The following is a 12,450-nucleotide window of genomic DNA, read 5'->3' as shown; positions in this document are numbered from 1 at the left end:
GAGAAGGTATCCTTTACATGTGGTCAATTGGATGATCCAATTTAAAGACTGCAGGATAGAGAGGACCGAAACCGACTTATGACGATCAAGAAAATCAAATATCATCGGGTGTATGAAGATGTCATCGAGCAGCTCAAAAACCTGATTCTAGAGGGCAATCTCGCTCCCGGAGACTTCCTGCCGACCGAGCGCGAGCTGGCCCAATCGTTCGGCATCAGCCGCGGCACGCTGCGCGAAGCGTTCCGCATCCTGGAGCGGGAGGGGCTGATCGAGGCCCGTCCAGGCGGAGGACGCTTCCTCAGCAAGGCGCTCGACGTCGCCGAGGACCGGACCCGCATCCTGGACAACATCGAGCGGGCGACGATCATGGAGCTACTCGAGGCGCGGGAGCTGTTCGAGACCGGCATCGTGGAGCTTGCCGCGAAGCGGGCGACGGCGGAGGATATCGCCGAGATCGAGGCGGCCTTCGAGACATGGGGAGAGGTCGGAGCGGACGGCGACCGCTCCAAGCCGGATCAGGCGTTCCACCTGTCGATCGCCAAGGCGACGCACAACGTCGTGCTGGTCAACATGATCGAGCTGCATATGGACCTGCTGCAGCGGACGCTCCGCAAGACAGCCGCCATTCCCGGACGCAAGAGCGAGGTATACGAGGAGCATCTGCTGCTCCTGCAGGCGATCAAGGAGCGCGACCCGGTCAAGGCGCGGCTGGCGCTGCTCCATCATTTGAGCCATGTGAAGGAGAACATCCAGAAAAACGCCGTCCAGCCCTGAGCGGCGACGGACGATCCATCGAACATGCGGCCTGACCGGCTCGCTCCGGACGAAAGGGGGCCTCCCCTTTTCTTTCATCAAATTGGATCATCCAATTACCCACCCTTCCAGGCGGGCGGCGCGGAAGGCTGCCGCTGCCGCAACCCAACCTGGCTGTACAAGAAGGAGAGACCTAAGATGAGCACAGACATTCGAATCCTGTCGCCCTGCGGCATGCTGGGATATGGATTTCCGGAGAAGTCCTTCAGGAACGGATTGGAAAAGGATCCGCACGGCATCGTCGTCGATGCCGGCTCCACCGACGGCGGCCCGCATAAGCTCGGCGCCGGCGTCTCGATCGTCAGCAAGCGGGCGGTCAAGAAGGACCTGGGCCTCATGCTTCCCGCCGGGCTGAGCCGCGGCATCCCGGTCGTGATCGGCTCTGCCGGAGGCTCCGGCGCGAGGACGCATGTGGAGTGGACGCTCGAGATCATCGACGAGCTGCTGGCCGAATTGGAGCTGGAGGCAAAAATAGCCGTCATTTGGGCAGACTTTTCTCAAGAGGACGTGCGGCAGGCAAGCGCGGAGGGGCGGATCTCGCCGCTCAGTCCGAACATCCCTGCGCTGACCGAGGAGGCGATCGCCGCCACGCCCCGCATCGTCGCCCAGATGGGACATGAGCCGATCGTCGAGGCGCTGCGCGCAGGCGCAGACATCATCGTCTGCGGGAGAGCCTACGACCCGTCGCCGTTCGCGGCGATCGGCATCCTGCACGGCAAGGATCCGGCGCTCTGCTACCACTTGGGCAAAATTCTGGAGTGCGGAGCGCTGTGCGCCGAGCCGGGCACGACGAAGGACAGCATCCTCGGGACGATCGGCGACGGCAGCTTCACGGTGGAGTCGCTCAATCCGCAGCGGCAGTGCAGCGAGACGAGCGTCGCCGCCCACACGTTCTACGAGAAGGAGCATCCTTATCTGCTGCATGGGCCCGGCTTCATGCTCGATCTGGAGCACTGCCGGTTCGAGGAGGCGGAGACGGGCGTCGTGAAGGTCAGCGGCAGCAGGCTCGTGCCGGCCGAGACGTATACGGTCAAGCTGGAAGGAGCGCGGCAGACCGCCTACCGGACGTTCGTCGTCGCCGGCATCCGCGATCCGATCCTGCTCGGCAAGCTGGAGGAGGTCGAGGAGCTCGTACGCGCGCAAGCGAGAGAGTATTACCGGGACGTGCCGGAAACCGACTATGCGATCCGCTTCTACAACTACGGCATGAACGGCGTGCTCGGCAGCCAGGAGCCGGAGACGTTCCGGGGCCATGAGGTCGGCGTCCTGTTCGAGGTCGTCGCCCGCACGCAGGAGCTCGCCAGCAGCATCTGCGCGACGGTCCGCTCCACGTTTCTGCATTACGGCTACGAGGGGCGCAAGTCGACGGCCGGCAACCTGGCGTTTCCGTTCGCGCCGAGCGATATCGAGTTCGGACCGGTTTATGAGTTTTCCGTGTACCATCTGATGGAATCGTCTCCGGACGCATTCACGATCGAGCACCGCAGAGGAGGGGCGAAGCGATGACCAAGCTGGGCGATCTGGCCAAAGTGCTGCGCAGCAAAAACTCGGGTCCGTTCGAGATCACGCTGGATGTCCTTTTCGACTCCAGGGAGAGCTACGAGCGGGTGAAGGGCTCGGGCTCCGTCACTCCACGAACGGTCAGCGAGGCGTATGGAATTTCCGAGGAGCGGATCCGTCATTTCGTCTTTTTCGATCCGGCGCTCGGCTTCAAGGTGACGATGTCCCGGGAGGTCTCCTCCGGCAGCACGGGAGACCGGGACGTCTACGGCGCCCAGCAGCATGCTCCGCTCATGCGGCTCGAGATCGACTGCGACCGGGAGGTGTAAGCCCATGAAGGCCATGAAGCGGCTGCGGCAGGACTGGGTGCTCTATGCGATGCTGGCCCTGCCGCTGCTCTACTTTTTCATTTTCCATCTCATCCCGCTGTACGGCATGAAGCTCGCCTTCCAGGATTACCGCATCCTCGGCGACCATGTCTGGGTCGGCTGGAAGCATTTCGAGACGCTGTTCAGCTCGCCGGCGTTCGCCAGCGTGCTGCAGAACACCATCATCATCAGCTTGATGAAGATCGTCTTCGTCTTTCCGATCCCGATCGTGCTGTCGCTCTTCATCAATGAAGTGCGCAGCTCCAGGTACCGCAAGTACGTGCAGTCCGTCCTGTACTTGCCGCATTTCCTGTCCTGGGTCGTCATCGCCGGCATCTGGATCAGCCTGCTGAATCCGGCGACCGGCGGGGTGAACCAGCTCGCGAGCTTTTTCCAGCTGCCGTCCATCGACTACATGACGAGCAAGGAGCATATCCGCTGGGTGCTCGTCTTCTCGGAAATCTGGCGCAGCGCGGGCTGGGACTCCATCATCTATCTGGCCGCGATCATGAAGATCAGCCCGGGGCTGTACGAGGCGGCCAAGATCGACGGAGCGACAAGGCTGCAGCAGATGCGGTTCATCACGCTGCCCCATCTCTACAGCACTGTTGTAACCGTCTTCATCCTCAACCTCGGCTTCTTCATGAACGCCGGCTTCGACCAGGTGTTCAACTTCATGAACGCGTCGGTCATCAGCGTCGTGGACATCCTGGACACGTACGTCTACCGGATCGGCATCGGAAACGGCCAGTTCGCCTACGCGACGGCGGCCAGCCTGTTCAAGGGAGTCATCGGCATCGTGCTCATCCTGGGCACGCACTTCGTCTCGAAGCGCGTCTCGGGCAAAGGCGTCTGGTAAAGGAGGGGGAAACTGCGTGAGACGACTGGAAACATCCAAGCTGGCCATCTATCTGCTGCTGTTCGCCTTCACCTTGACGGTGCTCGTGCCGCTGCTCAACCTGCTTGCCCTCTCCTTCACGGCGCCGGGCAAGGCGCATCTGATGAGCGGGCTGGACCTGATCCCGAAAGGGTTCTCTACGATCAACTACGAGCTGCTCTTCTCGAACCCGCTCATCACGGGCGGCATCCTCAACTCGGTCTGGATCACAATAGCGGGCACGGCGCTTAATCTGGCGCTGACGTCGATGGCCGCCTATGTGCTCGCCCGCAACGAGTTCGTCGGGAAGAAGGCCGTGCTGTTCTTCCTGATCGTCATCATGGTGTTCGAGCCGGGCATGATTCCCGAATACCTGCTGGTCAAGGATCTCGGCCTGATGAATACGCTGACCTCCCTGATTCTGTACAAGGCCGTCAACGTGTACTATCTGTTCATCCTCATGCGCTTCTTCCAGGACATCCCGGAAGAGATCCTGGAGGCGGCGCGGATCGACGGCGCGGGGCATTTCCGCATGTACTCCCGGATCATGATGCCGCTGTCCAAGCCGGGACTGGCGACGCTCGGCCTGTTCTACGGCGTCTACCACTGGAACGAGTACTTCCGCGCGACGCTTTATATTTCGGAGCCGTCCAAGTGGCCGCTGCAGGTCGTGCTGAGGCAGTTCGTCGTCCGCAAGGACAACACGTCGCTGATCGGCAGCCAGAATCTGTTCGACAGCTCGATTCCGTTCGACTTCGCCTCCCTGCAGGCAGGCACCATCATCATCGCCATCGTGCCGCTGCTGGTGCTCTATCCGTTCATCCTCAAGTACTACGCCAAGGGAGCTCTGGAAGGGGGGGTCAAGGACTGAAGCCGGAGAGCTCCGGCCGCCAGGCGAGGCAGGGAGGCTGCCCGCCGCAAGACGTACGCCATCATCCATAAGGGGAGATCACGCACATGAAAAAATGGACTACGATCGCATGGACGGCCGCGCTGGCTGTCGCCGTAACGGCTTGCTCATCCAACTCCGGCAGCCCCGCTGCCAACGAAGGGAATGCCGGCGCCGCGCCGGACGGCAGCGGGCAGCCGGTCACGCTCAAGATCGTCTACAAGGACGAAGGCACGGCGAACGCGGCCTCGGTCAAGTTTTTCGGAGAGCTGGAAAAGGCGCTGGCCAAGGACGAGGGGCTGAACGTCAAGTTCGAGCTCGTCGACCTCGCCCAAGGCAGCTACGCGGAGAACCTGAACCTGCTGCTGCTCGGCGGCACGATCCCGGACATCATCTACTTCCAGGGCGGCGACCAGCAGATGGCCGACCAAGGCCTGCTCGAGGACCTGACCCCGTACATCGAAAAGTCGGAGCATGTCAAAGCCATCATGGAGCCGCACAACAAGACGCGCATGGACAGCTATCCGTACCTGCTCTGGATCAAGCCGCTGGCGCCGAAGGTGCCGGTCGTGCGGGCCGACTGGTTCGAGGCGCTGGACAGCTCCAAGGCGCTGACGGACAATCCGACCGTCGACAACTACTACGCCTTCTTCAAGGAGCTGGTCGAGAAGAAGCCGGCCTCTGGCAAGCCGAATTACGCGCTGACGGCGGCAGGCGACATCGCGGAGATCAATACGATCTTCAACGCGGCGTTCGGCCTCGACCAGACGTGGATCAAGAAGGACGACGGCACGTTCGAATACGCCCGGATTTCCGAGGGCGAGAAGGAGAAGCTGGCCTTCTACCACAAGCTGTACCAGGAAGGGCTGCTCGATCCGCAGTTCATCACCAAGCAGTGGGATACGAAGGAGGACGCCTTCTACAAGGGCGAAGCGGGCGTCATCACCGGCACGGCGGGCAAGATCATCGACCTGTACAACGGCCGCATGCAGGATCTCGGCGGCGAGAGCGCCAAGCTCGTCGTGCTGCCGCCGGCCAAAGGCGTCGGCCAAGGCTTCGGAGCTACGGACGTGACCAAGGAATCCCGCGGCCTGGCGATCTCCTCGCAGTCCAGCCATAAGGATGCGGCGTTCCAGGTATTCGATTATCTGGCGAGCCCGAAAGGACAGATGCTCGACCGCCTCGGCTACGAGGGCGAGAACTACGCCGTCGTCGACATCAAGATCGAGCTGAACGAGAACTACTACAACAACTGGTACGCCCGCTTCTGGGAGCCGGTCGACATCAAGTCGGAGATTCCGCTGCAGACGCCGCTGCTCGGCGAGCCGGGAGCGAAGTCGCTGGAGCTGGCGTCGACGTTCTACACCGAGGACAACGCCTTCATCATCCCCGAGCAGTTCGTCGCGAACTGGGATGCGATGAACAATCTGTACAAGGAATACTCGACGGACTTCATTACCGGCAAGAAGGATCTGAGCCAGTTCGGGGCATTTGTCGACGCCTGGAATGCCGCCGGAGGAGCCGAGATCACCGCCTACGCGAACGAAACCATCCAGTAAGGAGCTGCAGCCATGACTTCATTTCGCAGTCGGGTAAGAGGAGTGGTCGTCTCGACCGCTCTCGGAGACGCCATGGGCGCTCCGGTCGAGAAGCTGACGTACGGGGAGATCAAGTCGAGATACGGCCGGGTCGAGTCGCTGATGACGAGATGGCATAAGATGGACCTGCCCGAGGACATGCGGCTCGGCCGGGTGCGCGGCGACGGCATCGTCACCGACGATACGCTGATGACGAACGCGCTGATCCGGACGTATCAGGCCGAGGGACGGCATCTGGACGCCTATGACATGGGCCGCGAGTTCGTCAAGGAGATCGCTTTCCGCAAGACATTTGTGCCGGAGCTGGACCGCGAGGCGTTCATCATGGACCGCTTGTTCTACCCGGAAAAGCAAATCTTCCTGCGCCATGTGCTGGCGAACGCCGAGCCGCGCGAAGGCGGCCTCGGCAACATGGTGAACTGCGGGGCGGCGATGTACATCGCCCCGATCGGCGTCGTCAACGCCGGCAATCCCAAAGGCGCTTATGACGAGGCGATCCTGTTCGCCATGGGCCATCAGAGCAGCTACGGCCTGGAGGCGGCCGGCGTGCTGGCGGCCTGCGTCGCCAAGGCGTTCGAGCCGGGGGCGACGGTCGACGACATCGTCGGCACGGCGCTGTCTTTGGCCAAGGACGGGACGAGAGCGGCGATCGAGGAGCTGGCGGCCGCGGCGCGCAGCCTGCGCGCCCAGCGGGACGACCGCGATGCCGTCGTCGCCGTGTTCCACCGCATCATCGCCAAGTACTCGCCGATGGGCGACGACGTCAGCCGGCATATCGACAAGGTCGGCGTGCCGAGCGACCACTACACGCCGAGCCGGCTGCGCTCGATCGAGGAGCTGCCGCTCGCGCTCGCCTATATCGTGCTGAACGAGGGCGACTATTACCGCTCGATCCTCGACGGCATCAACTCGGGCCGGGATACCGACTCCATCGGCGTCATGGCCGGCGTCATCCTCGGCGCGATGCACGGCGCGGAGGTCATCGAGCCAGGAGACATCGAGCAGCTCGACCGGGTCAACCGGCTCGACCTGCTGGATATCGCCGACCGGTTCGCCGAGACGGCCGCGGCCATCATCCGGCAGGACATGGAGGCGGCCGCGACGCGGCGGCGGCTGCTGGCCGGCATCGGCTGCCTCGGAGAGGAGGCGCGGCGATGATTCCGAACCGCTATCTGGAAACGGTGTACGCCAGCTTCATCGGCATGAACGTCGGCATCCGCCTCGGCGCCCCGATCGAGCCGGTCGCCTGGACGTACGAGCGCATCCGGGACGTATACGGAGATATCCGCGGCTACGTCAAGCCATATCGGACGTTCGCGGCGGACGACGACGCCAACGGCCCGGTGTTTTTCATCCGGGCGCTGTACGACGACGCCAAGGGCAGAGAGCTGACGGCCGAGGATGTCGGCCGCGCCTGGCTCAATTATGCGCGCGAGGGCATCGGCATGTTCTGGTGGGGCGGCGAGGACATCAGCACCGAGCATCGGGCGTATGTCAACCTGAGCAAAGGCATGGCCGCGCCGGCGTCGGGCTCCATCGAGACGAACGGGCTGGAGATGGCCGAGCAGATCGGCGGCCAGATCTTCATCGACTCTTGGGGACTGCTTTTTCCCGGCGATCCGGAGCGGGCGGCGGACTACGCGGAGAAGGCCGCGAGCGTCTCGCATGACGGCAACGGCCTTTACGGAGCCCGCTTCATGGCGGCCGCGATCGCGGCGGCGTTCGGAGCGGCTTCAATCGCGGACATCGTCGCCGCCGGATTGCGGCAAATACCGGCGGAGTCGACCTATGCGCGCGTCGTCCATGCCGTGCTGGACTTCCACCGCGACCATCCGGACGACTGGGCGGCATGCCGCCAGCATCTCGAGGACCGCTGGGGCTACGACAAGTATGGCGGGGTCTGCCATATCATCCCCAACGCCGGCGTATGCGCGCTCGCGCTGCTCTACGGCTGCGGCGACTTCGCTCGCACCGTGGAGATCGCCTCGATGTGCGGCTGGGATACGGATTGCAACGCCGGCAACGTCGGCTCCATCCTCGGCGCATTCGCCGGCCTCGACGGCATACCGGCGCATTACCGCGCCCCGATCAACGATTTCATCGTCGCCTCCAGCGTGTCGGGCTACCTCAATGTCGTCGATTTCCCGACGTTCGCCAAGGAGCTGGCGCTGCTTGGCTATCGGCTGAACGGAGAAGAGGCTCCGCAGCAGCTGGCCGACAGCTTCAGGCCGGGCGACGTGCAGTTCGACTTCGGCTTGCCGGGCTCGACGCACGGCTTCCGCACCTCCAATCCGTTCAAGACGCCGGTCGTCCGCCACTCCGTCCGCCAGGCGCTGCAGCCTGGTGGAGGCTCGCTGGAAATCGTCTTCGACCGTCTCGTCGCCGGGGACCGCAGCCATATTTATTGGAAGCCGTTCTATCGCCGGGAGGAGTTCAACGACGAGAAGTACAAGCCGACGTTCGCTCCGCTGGCGGTCAGCGGGCAGACGGCGTCCGCCTCCGTTTATGTCGATCAGTGGGAAGGAGAGCCGATCATCCTGACGCCTTATGTGCGGAATTCGGCCACGAAAGAGGAGCTGCTGCTGGAGCCGCGCCCGCTGGAGAACGGGGCCTGGAACGAGCTGTCGTTCGTCCTGCCCGATACGGACGGAGCGCTCATCGACGAGATCGGCTGGGTGCTGGAAAGTCCGTCGCCGCTCACGGATCGGGCGCTCGGCAGCCTGTTCATCGGGCGCTTCGGAGTCGCCGGAGCGGCGGCCTATGAGATCGACTTCGCCAAGCAGGCCAAGGAGTTCGGCTCGATTACGCCGTTCGCGCATCATCGGGGCGAGTGGAGGCTGGAGGGCGGGCGCATGATCGGCCGGGCACAGAGCGACGCGGCTTCGTTCTCGGGCAACTATTACGAGCGCGACCTCTCGGTGGAGGCGACGGTGCAGCCGCTGGAAGGAACGAGCCATCTGCTGGCTGTCCGGGCCCAGGGCGTCAAGCGCCACTATTTGGCCGGCTTCGACGGGCCGAACACCGTGTCGTTCATCAAGCAGGACTTCGGGACGAGCCGGCTCATCACGGCGAAGTTCGACTGGGAGCTCGGCCGCGAGTACCGGATGAGGCTGGTCGCCGAGCAGGATGCGTTCAAGCTCGAGATCGACGGCAAAACGGTGCTGGAATGCCGCGACGACTCGTTCGGCTACGGCATGTTCGGCTTCGCCTGCCTCGATGGCGGCGAGCGGGCGATCAGCCGCGTGTCGGTGCGGACGGGGTCTGCCAAGGGGCGGCCTTGAGCCGGCAGGCGTCCGGCGGGAGCCGGATCCTCGTCGCCGGCAGCATCAACATGGATATCGTCAGCCGCGTCGCTCGATTTCCCGAGCCGGGCGAGACGATCTCCGGACGCGGCACGTCGTATCATGCGGGCGGCAAGGGCGCCAACCAAGCCGCGGCGGCAGCCAAGGCGGGAGCGGCCTGCTCGATGCTCGGAGCGGTCGGCGGCGATCCGTTCGGCGACGCGCTCGTCGCCTCGCTGGAGGATGCCGGCGTCGGCGTGCAGTCGGTGCTGACCAAGGACGGGACGTCGGGACTGGCGATCATCACCGTCAACGAGGGCGGAGAGAACCATATCGTGCTGTCGGCTGGAGCAAACGGCCTGCTGACGGCCGAGGATGCGCTCGCCGAGGCGGACTGGCGCGGCGTCTACGCCGTGCTGCTCCAGAACGAGATTCCGTGGGAGACGAACGAAGCGCTCATCCGGTCGGCCGGCGAGGCCGGCGTGCGCGTCTGGCTGAACCCGGCTCCGGCGCGGGAGGTTTCGGCCGAGCTGCTGCCGCTGCTCGATACGATCATCGTCAACGAGACGGAGGCGGCCGCCGTCAGCGGGCTGCCGGTGCCGGACCGGGCCGGGGCCGAGGCGGCCGCGGCCGCGCTGCTGGCACGCGGCGCTCGCCGCGTCGTCGTCACGCTCGGCGAGCAGGGCTGCTTGTGCGCGGATGCGGCCGGGGAGCGGCTGTCCGTGCCCGCCTATGCGGTGGAGGCGGTCGATACGACGGCGGCGGGGGATACGTTCATCGGCGCATTCGCCGCCGCTTCCGCCGCCGGGACCGATACGGAGGCGGCGCTGCGGTTCGCCGCCGCTGCGGCGGCGATCGCCGTCACGCGGCCGGGAGCGCAAGGCTCGATCCCGTCCAGGGACGAGATCGAGGCGTTCCTGGCGCGGGAGCGAGCTTCGTTGTAAATCAAAGGAGATGCCCCAAGCGCGGCTTGGGGCATCTCCTTTTCTGATCAGGCATTTCGGCTGCGATACAGCAAATAAATGAAAAAAGGCGCTCCGACGCCGGCAGTGAACACGCCGACCGGAATGTCGTAGGGAAGGAACAGCGTGCGGGCGATCGTGTCGCTGGCGACGACGATCAAGCCGCCGATCAACGCGGAGATCGGCATCATGCTGCCGAAGGAGGAGCCGACGAGCTTGCGCGCCATATGGGGAGCGATCAAGCCGATGAAGGAGATCGCGCCTCCGACCGATACGGCGGCTCCCGCAAGCGCCACGCTCAGCATCAGCAGGAGGAAGCGCTGGCGGCCGACCCGGCTGCCGGCTCCCGCCGCCATGTCGTCGCCGAGCTGGAGGATGTTGACCTGCCGCGAATAAACGAAGGCCAGCGGGATGAACGCCGCCGCCCAGGGCAGGATGAGCAGGACGATGCCCCAATCGGAGCCGTACACCGAGCCTGTAATCCAGACGAATGCCTGGGAAGAGGTATACATCGGACTTTTGAGCAGGATGACCTTGGTCGTCGAGCCGAGCAGAAAGTTGATTCCGATCCCGACGAGCACGAGACGGATCGGCGTCACGCCTTGCTTCCAGGCGAGAAAATAAACGAGCAGGGACGTGCAGCCTGCTCCAAGCATAGCCGCAAGCGGCAGCCAGACGATGCTGACGGTGCTGCTGAGGACGCTGATGAAAAGGACAGCCGCAAGCGTCGCCCCGCTCGTAATGCCGATGATGTCGGGCGAGGCGAGCGGATTGCGGATGATGCCCTGCAGGATCGCGCCCGCGACAGCCAGCGACGCCCCGACGAGAAAGGCCGCCGCGATGCGGGGCAGCCGGAGCTCCTGCACGACCAGCCGATGCTCCTCCGTGCCGAATCCGAACAGCGCCCGGATCACCTCCAGCGGATGCAGGCGCATGTCGCCGAGTCCGGCGGAAAGCAGCATCGCGGCGACGCAGGCGACGGCGAGCCCGACCGTCAAGACCAATGCTTTCGGGTCGAGGAAAAACGAGATCGGGAGCCGTTCGAAGCGAACGGGCTTGAGCGGCTTCATCGTTCGATTCCCCCTTTCCTTGCAATGGCGATGAAGGCGGGGATGCCGATCATGGCGGTCATGACGCCGACGGGGAGCTCTTCCGGCTGGATGATGAAGCGCCCGGCCACATCCGCCGCGACGACGAGGATCGCTCCCAGCACGGCGCTGTAAGGCACCATCCAGCGATAGTCGTTGCCGGAGAAGAAGCGGGCGATGACGGGAATGACGAGTCCGATGAAGCCGATCGGCCCAGCGACCGCGACCGAGCTTCCGGCGAGCGCGACGATGACGAGGCCGGTGCCGAGCTTCACGAACGCCGTCCGCTGGCCGAGGCCTTGCGCGGCATCGTCGCCCATCGTCAGCACGTTCATATGGCGCGCGAGCAGCAGCGAGCCTGCCCAGCCGCAGCCCATGACCGGCAGGACCGCCTTCAGCATGTCGAAGGAGCGCCCGGCGACCGAGCCGGTCAGCCAGAAGATGACCTCGTTCAGTCCTTGCTCGTCCAGCACGAGCATGCCTTGGGTAAACGACGAGAACAACGCGCCGAGCGCGGCGCCGGCGAGAATGATCTTGAGCGGCGTCAGCCCGTCCTTGCCGAGCGATCCGAGCGCGTAGACGGCGGCAGCGGCGATGGCCGCTCCGGAGAAGGAGAGCAGCGTCAGCAGCGGCAAGGAAGAGACCGACAGCAGCGTCACGGCCAGCACGATGGCGAAGGACGCGCCATAATTGATGCCGAGTATGCTCGCGTCGGCGAGCGGATTCCTCGTCAGGCCCTGGATGAGCGTGCCGCTGACCGCGAGGCATGCTCCGACTGCGGCGGCCGTCAGCGCCCGCGGGACGCGCGAGGTCTGCACGATGATATGGGCGTTCGAGCTTTCGTCGAAGTGAAGGAACGAACGCACGACGTCCTTGACGGGAATCGCCGTGAATCCGTAGGCCAGGCTCAGCAGCAGGCAGCCCAGGAGAAGGAGCGCTCCGAGCGCGAGTCCGGCCGCTTTCGACCGGTTGGAGGAGAGGTTCATGGCAGCGGCCCCAGTTCCGCGACATGCAAAAGAATGGGCGGATTCGCCCATTCTTTTGAGTATCGCTGCTTTTTCTCGAGCAGGAGTT

Annotated in this window: 11 protein-coding genes; 9 read left to right on the top strand and 2 right to left on the bottom strand. The window is 64.2% G+C overall.

What is annotated here, in order from left to right; translation table 11 throughout:
• Nucleotides 1-78 precede the first annotated feature (78 nt).
• The 9 genes from H582_RS0101625 (at nucleotide 79) to rbsK (ending at nucleotide 10,270) form a co-directional block, all read left to right on the top strand.
• A complete protein-coding gene (locus tag H582_RS0101625) occupies nucleotides 79-774 on the top strand; it encodes a FadR/GntR family transcriptional regulator (RefSeq protein WP_028597096.1) in 696 nt (231 codons plus the stop codon).
• A gap of 177 nt (nucleotides 775-951) precedes the next feature.
• Entirely contained in the window at nucleotides 952-2,319 is a 1,368-nt protein-coding gene (locus tag H582_RS0101620; protein WP_043110739.1) for an acyclic terpene utilization AtuA family protein, read from the top strand.
• The gene (locus H582_RS0101615; RefSeq protein WP_028597094.1) at nucleotides 2,316-2,642 is read left to right on the top strand and encodes a DUF4387 domain-containing protein; all 327 of its coding nucleotides are present in this window, start codon (nucleotides 2,316-2,318) and stop codon (nucleotides 2,640-2,642) included. Before H582_RS0101620 ends, H582_RS0101615 begins: the two co-directional genes overlap by 4 nt.
• 4 nt (nucleotides 2,643-2,646) lie before the next feature.
• Nucleotides 2,647-3,540 carry an ABC transporter permease gene (locus tag H582_RS0101610; RefSeq protein WP_028597093.1) on the top strand — a complete coding sequence of 298 codons (894 nt, stop codon included), beginning with the start codon at nucleotides 2,647-2,649 and terminating at the stop codon, nucleotides 3,538-3,540.
• Between the two features lie 16 nt (nucleotides 3,541-3,556).
• Complete coding sequence (locus tag H582_RS0101605) at nucleotides 3,557-4,429, top strand: carbohydrate ABC transporter permease (protein WP_028597092.1); 873 nt, start codon at nucleotides 3,557-3,559, stop codon at nucleotides 4,427-4,429.
• Between the two features lie 86 nt (nucleotides 4,430-4,515).
• Entirely contained in the window at nucleotides 4,516-6,006 is a 1,491-nt protein-coding gene (locus tag H582_RS0101600; protein ID WP_028597091.1) for an extracellular solute-binding protein, read from the top strand.
• 12 nt (nucleotides 6,007-6,018) lie between these two features.
• The gene (locus tag H582_RS25505) at nucleotides 6,019-7,203 is read left to right on the top strand and encodes an ADP-ribosylglycohydrolase family protein (protein WP_052332860.1); all 1,185 of its coding nucleotides are present in this window, start codon (nucleotides 6,019-6,021) and stop codon (nucleotides 7,201-7,203) included.
• Complete coding sequence (locus tag H582_RS0101590) at nucleotides 7,200-9,326, top strand: ADP-ribosylglycohydrolase family protein (protein ID WP_028597090.1); 2,127 nt, start codon at nucleotides 7,200-7,202, stop codon at nucleotides 9,324-9,326. Before H582_RS25505 ends, H582_RS0101590 begins: the two co-directional genes overlap by 4 nt.
• Complete coding sequence (gene rbsK, locus H582_RS0101585; RefSeq protein WP_028597089.1) at nucleotides 9,323-10,270, top strand: ribokinase; 948 nt, start codon at nucleotides 9,323-9,325, stop codon at nucleotides 10,268-10,270. The genes H582_RS0101590 and rbsK overlap by 4 nt, the downstream gene beginning before the upstream one ends.
• A gap of 47 nt (nucleotides 10,271-10,317) precedes the next feature.
• On the opposite strand, the gene H582_RS0101580 is transcribed toward rbsK, so the two are convergent.
• Together H582_RS0101580 and H582_RS0101575 are read right to left on the bottom strand one after the other, a co-directional pair.
• On the bottom strand, nucleotides 10,318-11,358 hold the full coding sequence (locus H582_RS0101580; protein ID WP_028597088.1) for a FecCD family ABC transporter permease: 1,041 nt from the start codon (nucleotides 11,356-11,358) through the stop codon (nucleotides 10,318-10,320).
• Complete coding sequence (locus tag H582_RS0101575) at nucleotides 11,355-12,362, bottom strand: FecCD family ABC transporter permease (protein ID WP_028597087.1); 1,008 nt, start codon at nucleotides 12,360-12,362, stop codon at nucleotides 11,355-11,357. The genes H582_RS0101580 and H582_RS0101575 overlap by 4 nt, the downstream gene beginning before the upstream one ends.
• Between the last annotated feature and the right edge of the window lie 88 nt (nucleotides 12,363-12,450).

Source organism: Paenibacillus pasadenensis DSM 19293 (assembly GCF_000422485.1).
GTDB lineage: Bacteria > Bacillota > Bacilli > Paenibacillales > Paenibacillaceae > Paenibacillus_O > Paenibacillus_O pasadenensis.
The sequence above is the reverse complement of the archived record's forward strand: the minus strand, read 5'-3'. Positions and strand labels throughout refer to the sequence as shown.